This window comes from Lysinibacillus sp. C5.1, assembly GCF_016350185.1.
GTDB classification, from domain to species: Bacteria; Bacillota; Bacilli; order Bacillales_A; family Planococcaceae; genus Lysinibacillus; species Lysinibacillus sphaericus.
Genome location: NZ_CP066226.1, coordinates 2,092,084 through 2,109,406, shown reverse-complemented (window position 1 = coordinate 2,109,406; position 17,323 = coordinate 2,092,084). Strand labels below are relative to the sequence as shown.

Genomic DNA, 17,323 nt, shown 5'->3' with positions numbered 1-17,323 from the left:
TAGGATTGAAATCTGATAATGTTATTATACCAGAAAATAGTAAGAATCAACTAGATTTGCTAATTGAAAAGTTCTGTAAGAATGATTTTTGATAATCCACATAGGCGGCATACTGTTAAATTCCTTCTTATACTTTTGCAAAAACTTTATTTGAGATAATGTAATCTTATCCATTCAGAATCTAAATTTCACTGTATTTCCATGCATACGTTTATCGCTAGTTTGCTAACCTTCACAGCATCCCCAACATATGTGCCAATCAGCAGCTTCCAAGTGGTTTACTCTACTTTTGGTGCATAAGCCGTTCAGCTTGCTATGCCATATCTTCCTATAGTGCTTGATATGCAGCCATTGCATCTTCAACATGTAAAGGTGGCGTCCAAACATGCCCTTCCGCATTTGTCGTAACAAAAATATACACTTCGCCATTTTTTTCAATTAAAGAAGCTAAGCAAAGCCCTGCTTCAGGTGTATAGCCGGTTTTGCCACCAAGAATGGCACCTTCGACCCCATCCATTTTTGAAAATAAAGTGCTAGCAATCGTTAACTCATTTGGCACTTGCGTTGTGTAGCTTTTTGTCGTCATAATCTTATAAAAAGTAGGATTTTCAATCGCATATTGAAAGAGCTTGCTAATATCACGAACACTCGATATATGTGCTGGATCATGAAGCCCACTAACATTTTCGTAATGAGTATCATTTAACCCTAGTTCAAGTGCTTTATCGTTCATCAGTTCCACAAACGCTTTCTCACTCCCTGCAATGGCCGTTGCTAGCGTGGCTGTTGCATCTGCACCTGATGCAAGTAAAGTACCGTATAGTAAATCCTCGATCGTTACAAAATCACCTGCCTGAAAGCCTGCCATCGAAGCATTTTGCGCAGTATATGTTGCAATTGTTTGTGGTGTAACCATCGTTTGCATTTGAAGATCTTTACTCGCCTCAATCGCTACAATGGCTGTCATAATTTTGGTTAATGATGCTGGATAGATAATAGCATCCGCATTTTTTTCATATAACACCTCTCCGCTATCGTTTACCAATAAAGCATTTTTACTATGTAACGAAGGTAGCTCAATATCCACTACTTGTTCTTTGGACTTATTCGTATAGAAAAAAAATGCGATGACACCAATACAACAAATTAATACAAACTTTTTCATAAAAAAACGCCTCCCACACATTATAATAGGAGGCAATTATGAATATTCCTGTAGGATATTTATGAAGAAATTCTTAAGGATTGCGCCAATATTTCGCGTTACGTAATAAAAGCTACTAAATATCAATAAAAATCATCGAACGCTAGAGAAATGTTTTGGATTTTCTTATCGGATAATTTAAAAAATACATCCTGTGATACATCTAACTTTAATGCATGGTCCTTGGCTAATCCAGCATAAATGCCCCGTAAAATCCGCCCAGTTAGACCATGGGATATGACAATCACGTTTTGTTCATCTTTTACACTATCGAGCCAATCAGTCAATCTAGCAACAACCGAGTCGTAACTTTCTCCATTCGGTGCATTGAAATACCAATTATAATGGTCTGTGTTTTCTAAAAGACTTGGCCAAGACTTTTCAATTTCTTTTATTGTAAGTCCAGCCCAATCTCCAACAGCCACTTCGGCTAGTCGATGATCCTTTACTACATCATTAAAATCATAGCCTATCGTTTCGCAAATAATTTCTGCGCTCTGCAATGCTCTTCCTAAAGAACTTGAAATAATTTTCCAATCTTGAGGATTGCCTAGTAAGCTTTTTAACATAACTGCATTTTGTTGAACTTGTTCGATGCCAACATCGGTTAAGAGTGAATCCAACTCGCCTTGGTATCGTCCTTGCGTATTAAAAACCGTTTCTCCATGACGAAGTAAATAAATAATTTGCCTCAATCCCGTTCCTCCTCTATCTCTCTATTGCCAATTGCTAGTCAGATTGTACAAGCAAAGTTAAAAAAGTACAAATAAATACACTAAAGAAATGAAGAGACAGAGTGGGCTATACAACCATGTATCATTTCTTGCAAACTGTGAATGTTTTATTTTTTTAAAAAATCCTACATATTTAAAGTCTCCTATTGCTCGTATCAAGAATATAACTGCACAAACCGTACAACCAAGTGTAAAAAAGTTAAATTCTTGAACATTCTGTAAGTAAATCCCTTTTATTAAGAGTAGGAAAGCTGCTACCACAAGAAGGAATGCTACTAATAACGTTCCTATTTTACGAGGAACGAAAGCCGGTTCTTGGCTGCCTTTCTTTATAGGGAGTACTACCATCGCACCCCAACGACCACCAAATGCCCAATAGACGTGTATTATGCTTATCAAAAACAGAACACATACAACGAGTAGTAAACTGATCATTACCTATTCCCCTCCCACTTTGTATACTACATACCAAAACATACGATAACGTATGTTTTGGTCATTTATTTGTCCCTTAAGTTACTCAACTGCAAGGGACATGTTTCTTTTCTTGTTATATCTTTAGTAATAGTTCAAGCATTTTTCCTATCGTAAAATTAGGATTTTCTGTAAACCTTGTCATCCATCCTATATACGTTAAATAAGCAAGTCTTGCTCGTTCGACCGCTTCTAATTCATCACTTCCTTTTTTTTGATATAAATGAGCAATACAACGAATTCGCTGTTCCTCAATGTCGACTAACCGCTTTGCAACAACTTGGTTATATTTAGCCCAAGTATAAATGCCTATTTCAATTTTTTTATCACTACTAAAGCTGATTGTAAAAAGCTCTTCTAATGACGAATCTTCCTGCTCCATACTATGAATAATGCGCTTTGTAGCAACCATTTCCCAATAATTGAACATAGCATCTAACAGTTCTTGATGGTCACGAAAATGGTGATAAAAACTACCTTTACTTATGTTCAGTATACGTGCGAGCGTTTCAATACGAACTTTATGTATGCCTGCGTCCGCTAATTGATGTAAACCAGCCTTTATCCAGTCTTCTCTTGTTAATTGCATCATTTCACCCTCCAACATACGCTATCGTATGTTTTCAACAGAATATAACATATTGTAAATTTTGTCAAACAACATTGGTACAGAATTTAAATGAGGATGGGACATAACTAAAAAATTTAAGGAACAGAGGAAAGATGTTCGTAAATTTTCCCTATTATAGGAACTTGACTATTTAAAAAAAAATAGAAGTGTTCACTAGTTGTTGGTAGCGAAGGCGGTGACTCCTGCTCAGAACGCATACAATGTAAGACGCGGGCATTCCGCGCGTTAGCGAGGGTTGCGGCTTACTGTGCTGAGCGGAAAGCAACGCCGAAGCGCACAACAACGGCGCAGCAAAAAAGTGTTAGATTGACTGCCATCAATCTAACACTTTTTCTCTTTTGTCCCAGCCTCATCGCATTCATATAAATAGCTAATCTTCTTTCTTACTACCCTTGTTGACATTGATGTTGTTATTAAAGGTGATTGTAATGTGTAAAAATGTTGGTAAAACACACCCAAGTAACAATAGTAACGGCACTATTTTTTTCATCAAATTCTCCCTACTATATAAAAATCATCTATTCACTATATGAATCGTTCATAGTGAATATGATGAATGCTTATAGGTCGTCAACTTCCTAGCTATTAAAACGTACTATCAAAAAGATTTTCCGCAATCGCTTGTTCAATATCTGAAGCCGTAAATTCCATCAGTTCATTTCTTGTAATAGTAGGCTGCTGGATTAAACGATTCGACTGGATTGTTACCAGCTTTTCAAAGACATTTCGGATATAACGTCCATTTGAAAAGTTCGGGATGGATTCAACAGGAATTTGAGTTAATTGTGCTTTCATATAGTGGGTAAAAGTATCACCATAACGGTAATCGTTATTTTTACAGAGCATCGCAAAAATTTCATACAGCTCATCCGTAGTAAAATTATCAAACTGCACAAAATGATTAAAACGCGATTTAAAACCTGGATTGGCTTGTAAAAATGCCTCCATCAGCTCGGTATAACCAGCTACAATAATGACTAAATCATCCCGTAAATCCTCCATTGCCTTTAATAAGCTATCAATGGCCTCTTTACCAAATGCATCTTGTTTATCATGAATTAATGAATAAGCCTCGTCGATAAATAACACACCACCGGTCGCTTTTTTCACTACTTCCTGTACCTTTAAGGCGGTTTGACCAACATAACCTGCTACTAATCCCGCTCGATCGGTTTCAACAAAATGCCCACTAGACAATACACCAAGATGTTTGTATATTTGCCCAATAATGCGCGCAACAGTCGTTTTGCCTGTTCCAGGGTTACCGGAGAAGACTAGATGATACGTAATTGGAAAACTCGTTAAGCCATGATCGACACGTAAACTTTGAATTTTAATGAAGTTGATTAAATTATGTAATTCCTTCTTGGCATTCGGCAGCCCGACAAGGCCATCTAATTGCCCCTGTAGCTTGTTAATCTCTCTCTCTACTTCAGGCGTAATACGTAAACGTTCTCCGTGGATAAACTCCCCGCTATAGATAATTTTACCATCCTCATTATAATAATCCCCGCGACCATGCTTTTCTCCATTTACAAGGTCGCCAATATAAGATGCCTGTCCATTGGCATAATAAAGAGTGCCTTTCCCTGTCATCGCATCCTCTTTAAATTGACCTTCCGCTTCAAGTACCCCCTGTCTTGAATACACTTTTCCTTTACCATGCTTCATATCTTCAAAAAAATACCCTTCATAGTAAAGGGGGGTTAAAGCAGATTCAATTTCCACTGTGCTTGGTGTTTCGGGGGCATAGTACAGCTTCCCTGCTCCTTGCATATGGTTCCACATAAAATCGCCTTCATATTGTAAAAAACCACTTGGGTAATATTGTGTACCTTTCCCTTTTTTCATGCCATGTACAAATTCACCTTCATAATGTGGTCGATTTAAATGCGGATATTGCGCCCGTATTTCTTTAAAAGGTGCAATAACAGTCTCTTCAAAATACAAAATACCATAGCCATCCATTAAATCATTACGAAAATGGCCCTCGTAATAAATCTTTCCATCTTTATATAAAATACCATTGCCTTGTTTTTTATTTTGAATAAATTCGCCTTGATAAATCATTTGTCCCTTTAAATACATGATGCCGTTACCTTGCTTCATATGGTTAACAAATTCACCTTCGAATAATCGTTCACCTTCTTGATCAAAAATCGTCCCCTTGCCATCGTATATATCATGACCAAAATCATTTTTCTTAACGCCACCACGGTACATTAATGTCCCATCTGGGTAAAAAAGCTCTTTTTCTTGATGATTATCGTTCATTTTATTGCCATCCTTTATCATTTCAGTATATGCTCAATTATAGCGTGGAACAGAATACATATGTGCGAATTTTTAGAATTTAAGGAGAACAACATGAAAAAAAGATATAAAATACTTTTCACGATTCTATTACCCCTTATCATCCTTTATGTGGCGACAACTTTACTTACTCGAGATTCTACTTTTAATAAGGAAGTAATCGAACAACTCGATATTGAACAGATTAAGGAAATTGAAATTATCCGAGCATCTGATGAGAAAACAATTACAATAACAGATACAGCGAAAATCGATGAAATGATGCATTTGTTCGAAGATAAAGCGATTCGCAAAGTGCTTTTTGCCAAGTCTGACGTAAAAGAGGCATACTGGTTAACATTCAAGATTAATGATAATCGTGAAATCGGCATACGGATTGATGATTCAACCCACCTTTTTGTATATTTATATGAAGAAAATTATATGAAAGACTATAAGCTATTAGATAAATTGGACACGACGTATATTGAAAAATTATTTTAATATGACATAAAAATTAGCAAGAAGACCTAGTAACAGGAACAGCATATGTAGTAAGACGCAAACTGCGCCATCCAAAATATTGCGTCTTACACTGTACCTTAATATTTCCTTATTGACGTGATTAAACTAACTGTTTAACCATCGTGAAATAGCTACTTCCAGGCGGATAATCTTTTATTTCCCCAACAACTAGATAACCTCTTGCTTCATCAAATGTTCGCGCTTGAAAATCATAGGTAGTTAACAATGCCTTTTTAGCGCCCATTTTGATTGCAGTGGCTTCTGCTTGTAAAAGCAATTTTCCACCCAAGCCCTGTTTTCGATACTCCTTGCTAAACCAAAACTTATTGATTTCTAACCAATCCCAATAAACCTCTCGTTGGAAACAATAATATTTAAAGGCTGCACTGCACCCTTCTTTCGTATTTCTTTATGATAAGATGAATGTTCATCATTAAACTCTCTTAACTTAGTATTTAGAAATGTAACAAATGCTTCATGATTTTCTAATAAAACTTCTACATTGTCATTCATCTTTTTCACCCCAACTTAAAAAATAGTGACAATTGCGGTAACACCTATCGTTCTTTACGTTTCTTCATTGCCACGACCGTGACCATAATGACGCCCAATTTTACTATTAAAATAAGCACGTAGATACTAAAAGAAATCATCGCTGGCAACAGCACCAACCACCACGACCATGTTATAACCTCTGTTAGCTTGAGCACAATAAAAATAACCGTTAACACTTCTGCGATCCCCATGTTGTCACCACCATTGTTACTTATTATTGTAAAAAGTATAACCGTTTCCCTTTGTATTTTGGCATTGCATGGAACATAGCTTGTAAAAAAATCGTTTGCATTCTATAGATAGGAGGTACTGTATGGAAGTAAATTCAAATCTAGCATCCATGGTACTATTCATTTGCACCCTCCTTTTATTTTTTATCATCAGTTCATCTGCCACATATTTAAATTTTTTTATAACTTACTTTCATTTTCACCCTTTAAGCGCTGTATTGCTTATGACAATCACTTGTTTTTTTCTAGCGCTGATTGGTTTGAAAGATGTGAAAAATATACAGTCATTACTTTTAAGCTTTATACTAATCACATTAACCCTGATTTTTGCAGGAATCATCTCTTTTACATTATTCATTGGGCATATGTTCAGCTAATAGCCCCCGTTGTTTTAAAAAGACTAGTTTTAGTCTCCCTTCTATTCATTTACAATATAAGCGAAATAGACAAAAAAGGAGCTTGCAAATGAAAATTACACAGCTAGATCATTTAGTTTTAACTGTAAAAAATATTAAAGAAACATGTACTTTTTATCAACAAATATTAGGAATGGAAATCGTGACATTCGGAGAAGGAAGAAAGGCACTTCGCTTTGGCCAACAAAAAATAAACTTACATGAAGTAGGTAAAGAATTCGAACCTAAAGCCATTAGACCTACATCAGGCAGTGCTGATTTATGTTTCATTACGGAAGTACCTTTACCCGCTGTCATAAAACATTTACATCAATTTGCTATTCGAATAGAAGAAGGACCAATTAATAGAACAGGAGCTATTGGCCCCATTACTTCAGTCTATATTCGTGATCCTGACAACAATTTAATCGAAATTGCTAATTATTAATTTGAGGATACAAACAGAGGTATTTATGATACACAGAGTACACCGGAAGATAATGGCTATGCTGATATAGTTATAAGGCCAATCCTTTATTTCAAATATTGATTAAATCTTCAACTTACAATGACTTTAAACAGCACAGGAAAAATGAGCTTGGAAATGATTGTCCTAGCTCATTTTTTAACAAAGGACAAGTTGTTCTCTTTTTCTATAGTTACACTTTGTTTTACTATAAAAGCATAGTTATAGTCTTCGTCCTCACCCATTCACCACTGTAAGCTCCCAGGTAGTTGAATTCTCCATTGCGGATCATAACTCACAACCTCCTGTTAAATGGTCAACTGGCTTATTTAGCAAAATTCTAATATCGAAGGATGTCCCTCATCTTTTCAATCTTAGGGACTCTTGACACACCACACTCGAACATTAATAAAAATCACAGTACACAATCCAATCCCCTTTTTCTGGATTGTAGAAAAAATAAAAACTACCACTATCTATAATATTGAAGCGAGCCTTTTCATCAGAACTTATTTGAAATATAAATGGGTATTCTTCCCCGAAAGAAACGCCACTTTGAGTAAAAGAAGGATACCCGCCAATTTTATGCGTGGCATATATTTTTTCAACAATGTCATCGTAATATTCAATGTCCTCCTCAAATTCAAGCCGTAAAATTTCATTTTCAATTGCTGGGGCAATACTATCCGAATCTTCCCAAGCAGGTGCATCATTATTAATGAATACAGGGGTTAAAGGAAAAGGCTTTATTTTCTTAGATTGTTTATTTACCTTTTGTAATTCATCCAGTTCCGTATAACAATTGATCTTAAAAAATGAAACTAAATCATCTCTATCTAGATTATTGAATACATCGAAGTCCATATATAGGGTTAATAATTGATAACTTGTTAATTCCTTTGGTACATAAGGTAAATTATATAAAAACATTGTACAAATAGGGTCGAAATTAGATGGAATAGTTTCTCCTTCTTTTTCCCATACAACTTTGCCAATCCAACTTTCACCTAATTCCTCTGTTGGTCGGTATCCTCCTGTTTGAAAGATAGTAGCCTTTTTAAATAGTGCATGTTTAATTTGTGCAATATTCAATAATTTCTCCTCCTAGTATGTTTGTTATCTATTATATTAAATATCCTAAAAATTCAAAAAGCCTTTTTACTGTTGTCTAACTATCCCGCTTCTGTAGAGACATGAAAAAATTTAATCTAAATGTTAATAACCTAAATATTAACATTTATCAGTATTGCATTTCCATTTATTGTTTTACAGTGATAAAGAGGTACTTATTAAATACTAAGTATCAATAAATAAAGTAGTAAAGGAGGTTTCTTGGTCGGAAGCACTCAATTTATCATCGAGGTAACTCGCACAAAGTACGTATATACTAGGAGGAAGATACATGACAACTCAACTAATTCGAGAAAAATTTTCGTTTGCAGATTTACCAGCAGTGAATTCAAGTTATGACAAAGTGAGAGAAGCATTCAAGGAAAAATTCAAAGTCAACCCTGATGGAATCGCCGTCAATAGTGAAACATATTTTAAGGGGGTTAAGCCTGCAATCACTGAACAATATGGTCACCCATGTTTCAAAACACTTGGTGATTTTTCTTATACAAAAGGAGATGGGGCACCACCTAAGTCAATCATTGTTGGGAGCAATATTGCAGTAAATCATGGAGATGAAGCAGCTACGATGACTTTAGAAGTTCAAGGTAGCTGGCAAAGTCAACAAACATGGTCTTCTGAAAGTACAACTGGGTTAAATTTTTCCTCCAAATTTACGATTGAAGGAATTTTTGAATCAGGCATGGAGTTCTCTTTTAGTACGACTACAGGAGAATCAAAGAGTGAAACAGAATCTAAAACAGCCACAGCAAAAATTGAGGTGACAGTACCCCCAAGAAGTAAGAAGAAAATTGTAATTGTTGGTACATTGAAAAAAGAGACGATGCATTTCCGTGCACCTATTTTTGTCAACGGCATGTTTGGCGCAAATTTCCCAAAGAAAGTACAAGATCATTACTTTTGGTTCCTTAATGCAGCCAGTGTCCTAAAAAATACTTCCGGTGAAATAACTGGAACAATTCGAAACTCGGCTGTCTTTGATGTGCATACGGAGATTGGTCAAACAGAACCATTAACAGTTGAAGAATTAAACGAATTCATGGCATTAAACTAAATAGCTGGAAACTTTATCGGTGGGATCCTTCAACCCACCGATTTTCCATTAGTAGCCACTATCACCTTAGCTTCTTAGTTTACGATAATCGCCTTGTTATGCTATGATTTTTTTGTATTTTTAAGCATAAGGAGGAGAGATTATGTCAAAAAACACCATGATATGGACCATTATTACTGCTGTTCTGACTGCTATGGTATACATAGATGGCTATTACTTGTGGGGTATCTTTTTTGTCACTATTCCTTTAGCGGTTGTATCAGCTATCATTTCGATGGTTGTTACATATAAAGAACAACGACCTGTCTATATGCTTGTAAATGTATTGTTCAATTTTATTGCGATTATTGGTTTTTTTGTTTTACACAAATAACTTGACGGTAATAGCATCTTAGCGCGTACACCCACTGTAGAATTTAACTACTGCAGTTGATTTCCGCTACGTGCGGACGCTTCCCATTCAACATAGCGTTAGCCGCAACCCTCTACTTGTAAGTGGTTTGGTTGCGGCTAACGCTGTGTGCATTTTCCCTACTCTCCGCTAAAATCTAATGACCCTTTTCAGAAGAAAGTTAATCCTTTCCGTTCTTTGTCTACAAACCTCATATACTCACCTACTTCAACCGTTCCAAATGAATCCTCATCAGCGCCATTAATTTGCCATATTCTATCAATTTCACCCTGTCTATTAAATGTTTGTAAAACAGTTAGCAAGAAGCTTAACAATTTCTCCAATGTATATCAAAAGCGCCTCTATACCAGCGTTTCTAATCGTTAAATTTTATCGTCCCTCCATCACTTTTTCATAAATGTTTACGGTGTCCGCACAAATTTTGACGGTCTCCGAAAGCAAAAATTTCGGAATCCCACCATTGTAATGTCGGAATTTGTAATGATAGGATTAAATTAACTCGAGGGTATATCTATTGCTGTTGCAGCAAACTTATGAAATATACAGATTCTAGCGATTAATAAAAATTTACATTGCTATTATTTTTCATCTTTCCATAAATTCGTGAAGGAAGGTTCGTGTGAGAGATTTAAAAAAGGGCACTATTTATGCAATTATTTCAGCTTTATGCTTTGGCATAATGCCTATTTTCGCAATAAAAGCATATAGCTTTGGTATGTCCGTTTATACATTACTCGTTTTAAGATTTTCAATAAGCTCTTTATTATTTTTTATATTTCTAATATGGAAAAAAACAACGTTTAAAATAGGCAAAAAGGATTTCAAGTTACTTTTTCTATTAGGTGGTGTGTTATTTACACTGCTTTCAGTCTTGCATTTTGAATCATTAAAATATCTAACATCATCGATGGCCGTCTTATTATTATTTTCATTTCCTATATTTGTATCAATTTTTTCTTTTTTTATCTACAAAGAAAAGTTAAAGATACAATCAATCATCGCTTTATTATTCACCTTTATTAGCATGATTTTTTTATTAGGGGTTTCTTTTCAAGGTATAAATATGAAAGGTGTAGCTTTAGCGTTACTAGCAGCTATTGTCTACGCACTTTATATGATCCTTGGAAAAAAAGTCACTGATAATAACTCCCCAGTCGTAACAAGTACGTATGTTACCTTATTTGCTGCACTAGGTGTAATTTTAATTGGCCTAATTAGAAATGAACTACATTGGAATTTTACTTCAAATGCATGGATTTACGTATTCTGCATTGTTGTTATTTCAACTATTATTGGCGAAATAACGTTATTTAAATCTCTACAGATTCTTAATTCAACAAATGTTTCTATGATAAGTATGGTCGAACCGATATTTACTTCTATTTTTGGCTTACTATTTTTGCAGGAAGTTATGCAACCGCTTCAATTATTAGGAGGCTTATTTATCTTAATCGGATTAACTTTTTTAATATATTTTCAAAACAAAATTTAGTTCAATTCAATTACTCATCGAAAGGAAGATTCTAACATGGTTTTAAATCTAAGTGAACAGAAACTATCCATTCCTGAAGGAACCGAAGATGTTTTAGGGCTTGATATGAGATATCGAGAACACATCATCAATATTATTAAAGAAGTATATGAAAACTATGGTTTTAATCCACATAAAACACCTATTTTAGAATACTTAGAGACATTTAACGGACACCACGGAGAAGGAGAAAAGTTATTTTTTCATATAAAAGATAAAAACGACAAGGATTTAATTGCTCGCTATGATTTAACCGTTCCACTGGCTAGAGTAGCAAGTATGTATCCAGATTTACCAAGACCTTATAAAAGATATCAAATTGGTCCCTCTTTTAGAGATGACGAGCCTGGAAAAAGTCATTTTAGAGAATTTACCCAATGCGATGCTGATATAATTGGCGCAGACAGTTTATTAGCTGAAATCGACATTACAGTAATGGCACATGAATTACTAACTATATTAGGCATAAAAAACTTTGTTTTAAAAATAAACCACCGACTACTTATACAAGCTTTAGCACTGAAAGTCGGTTTGCAGAGCAAAGAAGAGCACCTCGGATTACAAAGAGCTTTAGACTATGCTGATAAAGTGTCTAAAGATGGATTACAAGGTGTTAAAAACAAACTATTAGAAAATAATATTCCTTTAAATATCGCAAATCAAATCCTGATGGAAATTGAAAGTTTTGCTAACCTTTTAACGCAATTTGATGATTTACAAAATCAAATCAATCAAATTGAAAAGTTCTTTGATAACTGCCCTTCCGCAGCAAAGGCGGCAGCCGATTTGAAATTTATCATGTCTTATTTGCCAAAAAATGTTCAATCCAATATAAAAATAGATTTAACATTAGCAAGAGGAGCAGATTATTATACAGGTTATATATTAGAGGGCGTTGCAATCGATACTGAAATCGGAGCAATTTTAGGCGGTGGGCGATACAATCAGTTAGTTTCAGCTGTTGGCAATGCAAATGAAGCAGGCGTTGGCTTAGCCTTTGGTTTAGAAAGACTGTTATCCGTTTTGAAAAGCTTAGATTATATTGATAAAAATATCGAGCTACCTTCCAAAATATTGTTAGCTAATACCAACGTAGAATTCCATCCAAAACTATTTGTGATTGCTCGGGAATTAAGAAAATACTATGATGTGGATATTTATTATAATCAATCTCCATTTGGTGACATCGTCCATTTCGCTCAACAAAATAAGCATCAAATGATTATAGAACTTATTGGAAAACGACCATTAATTCACGCTGTCATAGAGAATGAGACCATGCAGTCAAAAGTGACTGATATTTTAAATAATTTAGACTGTATCTAATGATAACTACAAGATGTTAGGAACACGATTGTTAAACAACTTTTCTTGAACGCCAATTACTAAACATCCCCCCATGGAAATATTGATACTAGGATTGTTACGTTAACTTTTGCAAGACGTAGCAATCCTATTTATATGTCGTAAATGTCAATTCATAACCAAAACTTCACAAGGCATACTAAAGCTAGCCATGATTATTAATTAGCCACTTTTGCCGTCATTCACTGCGTAATTCCACTCATTTGGTATAACATAATTCTTTAAAATTACAGCCCTTACAGCGCCATTCATCCGTCGTTTGCTGAAAGTCTTCAATATCCACTGGCTCGTTCGTCAGAATATCTGCTTGAAACTTAATTTAAGCTCTCATACAGGTTCTGAGTAAATCAAAACCTTTATGTAACAACGGTTTTCAATTATAGCATTATCATTATTAATCGCTAACTGTTACTGTAAATCGTTTTTGGTCGCTTTTTAGTCACTTATTTTATAACGAAAGACCATTCATTCTCTCGGAGTGTTCTGTTCTATTAGCGTTACTCACGCCCCTATAAATTCAGTGTTTTTGATATTTCTAACAAATTTAAATATATTAATATCGGAATTAAGAAAAATTAAAATGAGGTTTCAAAATGAACAAACTAGAACAAACAACCCAAGAATTACTGAAAGTTGGTTATACGCTTGAGGAAATAATTGAACAAACTATTATGCAGCAAGGAACCGCTAACTAATTAGTTGTCTGTTTTTTATATACTTTCCACTCTTTATTTCCTACAATAGGAACAGAGAAGGAGGATAAACAAACTCATGAAATTAAACAATAATATCCATATGAATAAATTCCGCATAAGAAGATGGGTAAACTTGCACCGTGAGCAAGAAATCCTTATTACAAGTGAACATTATAATCGTTTGGGTGATATAGGATTGCTGAAAATTATAAAAATAGCTTCATATAAAGATAAAATCATTTCATACGACCCGCAATTATTTGAGGTTATGCAATCTAATGTTGACCCTACATCTCTTTCAAAACTTACTAGAGACTACACACAATACACTAGAGAACGTTATTTAAATAATCAGAAAAAATAAACTCATTATATTTGAAAAAAGATTGAGGCTGAGACATAACTAAAAAAATTTAAGGAACAGAGGAAAAATGTTCATAAATTTTTGCTATATGGAGCAGAAAGCACCACCGAAGCAGACAACAACGGCGCAGCAAAAAAGTGTTAGATTGACTGCCATCAATCTAACACTTTTTCTCTTTTGTCCCAGCCTCTAGTTATTTATTTTGATGACTTAATAATAAGTACTCAACTTGTGTTTTAAGGGCTTGATTAACGTTCTGTGTTGCACTAATTTATACTGCACCAGTGATTTCTTTATAAACTCAAAAACTATTTACCTCAGCTATTAAACTGTCTACAAATTCGTTAATTTGTTCCATTTTTACTTTTAGACATAGTGCAGGACCACTTTCTGATGCTCTATGACTATTCTTCTCCCCTGCATCTAATACAAAAATTAATCTATAATAAGGCTCCCACTCATCCCTTTCATGTTCGGGTACTTGAAGAAAACCATGTCCAGGATAATAATAATTACCAAATAGAGGAATGTGATAAATACACAAACCTGGATCGTGAGGCTCTAGCATACTTAGGTGCATAATATCAATTTGTTTTAAATCATCTAATAACCTTAAGAAATCTCTTTTTAAGCAAGCGATTTCTGTATGTACCTCTGGAAAAGCAGGTCCGGAACGGAAATGAATGTAGAATTTTACACTCTCATCATTAACTAATTTTAAATTTATTTCAACTTCACAGCTAGGTTGACCACCATAATCTTTTAATAAAGCCATAAATAATTCCCCTTTACCCTTATTAACATTTGGTTATACTAGATAAAACACAACAATCTACAGTTACTATACCATGGTAGCCGAAATATAAACTTTAAGATTATCCAGGAGCAACTAGGTCACTCATATATAAAAATGATGCGTGCGACTATTTAAATTAATTGGTCTCTTGCGGTCACTCGCTCCATATTCCACTCATTTGGTATAACATAATTCTTTAAAATTACAGCCCTTACAGCGCCATTCATCCGTCGTTTGCTGAAAGTCTTCAATATCCACTGGCTCGTTCGTCAGAATATCTGCTTGAAACTTTTTCATTTCCAGTACACTACGTCGAAATGTATGTAAAATAGTGTCCATATCAAATGATGTAAATGTATATTGCTTTCGCTGCCCCGTTAGTAAATATTCATTGTATACCTCAATTTTCTCTAACGTTACCCCGTATTTTTGTTGGACGTAATAGGCATAGAGCGCTAACTGCTGACGATCATCATCGGATTTTCCTCCGGTCTTCCAATCGATAATAATCCATTTATCGGCCATATCATCGTAATAATGAAAGTCCATCACCACAAAAACCTGTGTATCCTCAATTTTCATTGAGCGAAACTGTTCGGGTTCACCAACCCGTAATGAACCTGTTTGCGCAGTTATTTGCATAAACGTCTCACTTAGAAGAAAGTTTGTAAATACTGCGTCCAACCTACTTTTATAGTCTGTTATCAATTCAGCATTTAGTTGACCGTCATAGTAAATTTCCTGCATCATGTAATACTTATTAGGCTGATGTCGCCACAAGTCTCCATGACGGGTTGAATCAATAAAGGCGGCATTTAGTTGACCACGAGCACGATTAACAAGCTCCGCAACTGACGGCACTGCCCCCGTTTGCAAATAATCAATAATGGTTTGTTCGATGAGCCGGTGAACAATTTGTCCAAATAAAATAGGCATCGCTTGCAACTTTTTTAAGCGATACACATGCTGATGAAAGGGCTCAACTTGATAGCTCAACCAGCCATTATGAGCAAAATAATATTCATATCCATATTTTCTGGCGCAGCTCGTTAACGTTTTATGGCGTGAAAATGACCAAGAAAAAGCTGGAAATGGTGATATGTCAAACATGGAAACCCTCCTTATAACTGGTGGAAGAAATCATAACAAAGTTGCAAAATCAACACAATTGTGACAACGCGTAACAGAATTTTTACTTGATTCGCTTTTACCTTAGTAGCTAGGATAATGCCTATTTGTGCACCAATAATGGAGCCTATCATTAAGACAATTGTTAGCGGCCATTCAATTTTTCCCGTTGCAATATACGTAATAGCTGCCCCAGCACACATGGCAAAAACGCCTACACGAGACAAACCTACTGCTTTTATATAGGAAAGTTTTTCATGGGCATAAGTATATAACGCTAACGTACTACTACCCGGACCAAATAACCCATCATAAAATCCTACCCCAAGCAAAATGGGACCTGTTTTTCGATTCATTTTAAAACTGTCCACTTCACCAAAATCAGCCCCACCGATAAAGGACATGATTAGTGCAAAGCCTAGTAAAATAATAGCAATTAGTGTTAACGTCTGACCATTCAGAAAGGAAGCAAAAAGCCCACCTAATGTTCCCCCAATTAAAGATACAAGCAAAACGGAACGCATTTCCGCCCATGACAATTCCTTTCTTCTATAAATCGTATAAAAGCTAGAAAAAGCACTGACCATATTGGAAACTTTATTTGCCCCAATCGCTGAGTGAACCGGCACGCCCATCAGCATCATCGTTGGCAATGTGATTAAACCCCCACCGCCGACTAATGTACCAATTAGATTTCCTGCAATACCGATCACTAAAAATAAAACGTATTCCATCTAATCCTTCTTTCTACATCCAAATGATGTTAATCTTATGTTACAGTATAACAGAATCCTATTTTGAAAGATGAACATATTGAGGTGATCTTCATGCATGCACAACAAAAAACACCCATGCCGCGGCTTTGTAAACAACTAACGATTGTTGTAGCAACCATTTTTACTGCTAGCATTACTGCAACGTTAATTCAATATCGTAAGCTCCCCTCATCCATTCCTGTTTTACAAAGCTTTACGACTGACCATGCACAGTTTGGCCCTAAAATCGCCATTTTCTATTTACCCTTTGTAGCGTTAATGCTTTTTTTACTTTTACACTACTTAGAAATAAAGGCTGCTTATCCAGTAGTACGAAAACACAAGCCATTCCTTTCTCATCTGGAGCGACAAAATGGTATGATTACTTTTTGTCTTATTAAAAACAGTATTTTGCTATATTTTACATATTCACTTTTTAATGATTTAACAGTGGCAATGGGACATCATCGTATTTTACAACAATGGCATGCATATGCATTTCTTGCTTTGTTATTCGTTATCTTTATCGCCGGCATTATTCGCGGGCTATTACTTTAACATAAAGCAAAAAGCTAGCTGCACAATC

Annotated in this window: 22 protein-coding genes; 9 read left to right on the top strand and 13 right to left on the bottom strand. The window is 35.2% G+C overall.

What is annotated here, in order from left to right:
• Window positions 1–328: 328 nt before the first annotated feature.
• From I5435_RS10010 to I5435_RS09990, 5 genes are all read right to left on the bottom strand, one after another.
• Window positions 329–1,165, bottom strand: a complete 837-nt coding sequence (locus I5435_RS10010; RefSeq protein WP_024361895.1) for a D-alanyl-D-alanine carboxypeptidase family protein — start codon at window positions 1,163–1,165, stop codon at window positions 329–331.
• 122 nt (window positions 1,166–1,287) lie between these two features.
• Complete coding sequence (locus I5435_RS10005; protein WP_337983712.1) at window positions 1,288–1,899, bottom strand: histidine phosphatase family protein; 612 nt, start codon at window positions 1,897–1,899, stop codon at window positions 1,288–1,290.
• A 57-nt stretch (window positions 1,900–1,956) separates the two neighbouring features.
• The gene (locus tag I5435_RS10000; RefSeq protein WP_337983711.1) at window positions 1,957–2,373 is read right to left on the bottom strand and encodes a DUF3995 domain-containing protein; all 417 of its coding nucleotides are present in this window, start codon (window positions 2,371–2,373) and stop codon (window positions 1,957–1,959) included.
• Window positions 2,374–2,488: 115 nt separating this feature from the next.
• Complete coding sequence (locus I5435_RS09995; RefSeq protein WP_024361898.1) at window positions 2,489–3,001, bottom strand: TetR/AcrR family transcriptional regulator; 513 nt, start codon at window positions 2,999–3,001, stop codon at window positions 2,489–2,491.
• 627 nt (window positions 3,002–3,628) lie between these two features.
• Entirely contained in the window at window positions 3,629–5,317 is a 1,689-nt protein-coding gene (locus I5435_RS09990) for an AAA family ATPase (protein ID WP_337983710.1), read from the bottom strand.
• Window positions 5,318–5,410: 93 nt separating this feature from the next.
• On the opposite strand from I5435_RS09990, the gene I5435_RS09985 reads away from it, so the two are divergent.
• The gene (locus tag I5435_RS09985; RefSeq protein ID WP_108030911.1) at window positions 5,411–5,839 is read left to right on the top strand and encodes a hypothetical protein; all 429 of its coding nucleotides are present in this window, start codon (window positions 5,411–5,413) and stop codon (window positions 5,837–5,839) included.
• A 121-nt stretch (window positions 5,840–5,960) separates the two neighbouring features.
• Here I5435_RS09985 and I5435_RS09980 read toward each other — a convergent pair whose 3' ends face one another.
• The 3 genes from I5435_RS09980 to I5435_RS09970 are packed head-to-tail and all read right to left on the bottom strand — an operon-like array spanning window position 5,961 to window position 6,606.
• Window positions 5,961–6,149, bottom strand: a complete 189-nt coding sequence (locus I5435_RS09980; protein ID WP_227665437.1) for an N-acetyltransferase — start codon at window positions 6,147–6,149, stop codon at window positions 5,961–5,963.
• A 44-nt stretch (window positions 6,150–6,193) separates the two neighbouring features.
• The gene (locus I5435_RS09975; protein WP_036204891.1) at window positions 6,194–6,373 is read right to left on the bottom strand and encodes a hypothetical protein; all 180 of its coding nucleotides are present in this window, start codon (window positions 6,371–6,373) and stop codon (window positions 6,194–6,196) included.
• Window positions 6,374–6,417: 44 nt separating this feature from the next.
• Window positions 6,418–6,606 (bottom strand): hypothetical protein, encoded by a 189-nt coding sequence (locus I5435_RS09970; protein WP_025219380.1) that lies wholly within the window; start codon window positions 6,604–6,606, stop codon window positions 6,418–6,420.
• A 122-nt stretch (window positions 6,607–6,728) separates the two neighbouring features.
• On the opposite strand from I5435_RS09970, the gene I5435_RS09965 reads away from it, so the two are divergent.
• On the top strand, window positions 6,729–7,022 hold the full coding sequence (locus tag I5435_RS09965) for a hypothetical protein (protein WP_229389573.1): 294 nt from the start codon (window positions 6,729–6,731) through the stop codon (window positions 7,020–7,022).
• Window positions 7,023–7,110: 88 nt separating this feature from the next.
• Entirely contained in the window at window positions 7,111–7,488 is a 378-nt protein-coding gene (locus I5435_RS09960) for a VOC family protein (protein ID WP_337983709.1), read from the top strand.
• A gap of 423 nt (window positions 7,489–7,911) precedes the next feature.
• On the opposite strand, the gene I5435_RS09955 is transcribed toward I5435_RS09960, so the two are convergent.
• Window positions 7,912–8,598: a DUF1963 domain-containing protein gene (locus I5435_RS09955; RefSeq protein ID WP_024361904.1), complete on the bottom strand. Its 687-nt coding sequence runs from the start codon at window positions 8,596–8,598 to the stop codon at window positions 7,912–7,914.
• Window positions 8,599–8,908: 310 nt separating this feature from the next.
• Here I5435_RS09955 and I5435_RS09950 point away from each other — a divergent pair, with 310 nt between their 5' ends.
• Window positions 8,909–9,691: a hypothetical protein gene (locus tag I5435_RS09950; RefSeq protein WP_024361905.1), complete on the top strand. Its 783-nt coding sequence runs from the start codon at window positions 8,909–8,911 to the stop codon at window positions 9,689–9,691.
• A 142-nt stretch (window positions 9,692–9,833) separates the two neighbouring features.
• Window positions 9,834–10,064, top strand: a complete 231-nt coding sequence (locus I5435_RS09945) for a hypothetical protein (RefSeq protein WP_025219376.1) — start codon at window positions 9,834–9,836, stop codon at window positions 10,062–10,064.
• A 188-nt stretch (window positions 10,065–10,252) separates the two neighbouring features.
• On the opposite strand, the gene I5435_RS09940 is transcribed toward I5435_RS09945, so the two are convergent.
• The gene (locus tag I5435_RS09940) at window positions 10,253–10,426 is read right to left on the bottom strand and encodes a hypothetical protein (protein ID WP_337983708.1); all 174 of its coding nucleotides are present in this window, start codon (window positions 10,424–10,426) and stop codon (window positions 10,253–10,255) included.
• Between the two features lie 296 nt (window positions 10,427–10,722).
• Between I5435_RS09940 and I5435_RS09935 the strand changes: the two genes are divergently transcribed.
• From I5435_RS09935 to I5435_RS09925, 3 genes are all read left to right on the top strand, one after another.
• On the top strand, window positions 10,723–11,595 hold the full coding sequence (locus I5435_RS09935; protein WP_024361907.1) for a DMT family transporter: 873 nt from the start codon (window positions 10,723–10,725) through the stop codon (window positions 11,593–11,595).
• A 36-nt stretch (window positions 11,596–11,631) separates the two neighbouring features.
• Entirely contained in the window at window positions 11,632–12,960 is a 1,329-nt protein-coding gene (locus I5435_RS09930; protein WP_337983707.1) for a histidine--tRNA ligase, read from the top strand.
• 810 nt (window positions 12,961–13,770) lie between these two features.
• Window positions 13,771–14,058, top strand: coding sequence for a hypothetical protein (locus I5435_RS09925; RefSeq protein WP_337983706.1), 288 nt, complete (start codon window positions 13,771–13,773; stop codon window positions 14,056–14,058).
• 301 nt (window positions 14,059–14,359) lie between these two features.
• Here the strand turns inward: I5435_RS09925 and I5435_RS09920 are convergent, their stop codons facing one another.
• The 3 genes from I5435_RS09920 to I5435_RS09910 form a co-directional block, all read right to left on the bottom strand.
• Complete coding sequence (locus I5435_RS09920; protein WP_229389569.1) at window positions 14,360–14,833, bottom strand: hypothetical protein; 474 nt, start codon at window positions 14,831–14,833, stop codon at window positions 14,360–14,362.
• Between the two features lie 195 nt (window positions 14,834–15,028).
• Entirely contained in the window at window positions 15,029–15,964 is a 936-nt protein-coding gene (locus tag I5435_RS09915) for a PD-(D/E)XK nuclease family protein (RefSeq protein ID WP_025219373.1), read from the bottom strand.
• 11 nt (window positions 15,965–15,975) lie between these two features.
• The gene (locus I5435_RS09910; protein ID WP_024361912.1) at window positions 15,976–16,716 is read right to left on the bottom strand and encodes a sulfite exporter TauE/SafE family protein; all 741 of its coding nucleotides are present in this window, start codon (window positions 16,714–16,716) and stop codon (window positions 15,976–15,978) included.
• A 93-nt stretch (window positions 16,717–16,809) separates the two neighbouring features.
• On the opposite strand from I5435_RS09910, the gene I5435_RS09905 reads away from it, so the two are divergent.
• On the top strand, window positions 16,810–17,295 hold the full coding sequence (locus tag I5435_RS09905) for a DUF1648 domain-containing protein (RefSeq protein ID WP_337983705.1): 486 nt from the start codon (window positions 16,810–16,812) through the stop codon (window positions 17,293–17,295).
• Window positions 17,296–17,323 lie beyond the last annotated feature (28 nt).

What these genes read in the sequence shown, in the direction of transcription:
- I5435_RS10010 (WP_024361895.1), bottom strand. Translation starts at nt 1,165, where the DNA reads ATGAAAAAGTTTGTATTAATTTGTTGTATTGGTGTCATCGCATTTTTT.
- I5435_RS10000 (WP_337983711.1), bottom strand. Translation starts at nt 2,373, where the DNA reads ATGATCAGTTTACTACTCGTTGTATGTGTTCTGTTTTTGATAAGCATA.
- I5435_RS09995 (WP_024361898.1), bottom strand. Translation starts at nt 3,001, where the DNA reads ATGCAATTAACAAGAGAAGACTGGATAAAGGCTGGTTTACATCAATTA.
- I5435_RS09990 (WP_337983710.1), bottom strand. Translation starts at nt 5,317, where the DNA reads ATGAACGATAATCATCAAGAAAAAGAGCTTTTTTACCCAGATGGGACA.
- I5435_RS09985 (WP_108030911.1), top strand. Translation starts at nt 5,411, where the DNA reads ATGAAAAAAAGATATAAAATACTTTTCACGATTCTATTACCCCTTATC.
- I5435_RS09975 (WP_036204891.1), bottom strand. Translation starts at nt 6,373, where the DNA reads ATGAATGACAATGTAGAAGTTTTATTAGAAAATCATGAAGCATTTGTT.
- I5435_RS09970 (WP_025219380.1), bottom strand. Translation starts at nt 6,606, where the DNA reads ATGGGGATCGCAGAAGTGTTAACGGTTATTTTTATTGTGCTCAAGCTA.
- I5435_RS09965 (WP_229389573.1), top strand. Translation starts at nt 6,729, where the DNA reads ATGGAAGTAAATTCAAATCTAGCATCCATGGTACTATTCATTTGCACC.
- I5435_RS09960 (WP_337983709.1), top strand. Translation starts at nt 7,111, where the DNA reads ATGAAAATTACACAGCTAGATCATTTAGTTTTAACTGTAAAAAATATT.
- I5435_RS09950 (WP_024361905.1), top strand. Translation starts at nt 8,909, where the DNA reads ATGACAACTCAACTAATTCGAGAAAAATTTTCGTTTGCAGATTTACCA.
- I5435_RS09945 (WP_025219376.1), top strand. Translation starts at nt 9,834, where the DNA reads ATGTCAAAAAACACCATGATATGGACCATTATTACTGCTGTTCTGACT.
- I5435_RS09930 (WP_337983707.1), top strand. Translation starts at nt 11,632, where the DNA reads ATGGTTTTAAATCTAAGTGAACAGAAACTATCCATTCCTGAAGGAACC.
- I5435_RS09925 (WP_337983706.1), top strand. Translation starts at nt 13,771, where the DNA reads ATGAAATTAAACAATAATATCCATATGAATAAATTCCGCATAAGAAGA.
- I5435_RS09920 (WP_229389569.1), bottom strand. Translation starts at nt 14,833, where the DNA reads ATGGCTTTATTAAAAGATTATGGTGGTCAACCTAGCTGTGAAGTTGAA.
- I5435_RS09915 (WP_025219373.1), bottom strand. Translation starts at nt 15,964, where the DNA reads ATGTTTGACATATCACCATTTCCAGCTTTTTCTTGGTCATTTTCACGC.
- I5435_RS09910 (WP_024361912.1), bottom strand. Translation starts at nt 16,716, where the DNA reads ATGGAATACGTTTTATTTTTAGTGATCGGTATTGCAGGAAATCTAATT.
- I5435_RS09905 (WP_337983705.1), top strand. Translation starts at nt 16,810, where the DNA reads ATGCATGCACAACAAAAAACACCCATGCCGCGGCTTTGTAAACAACTA.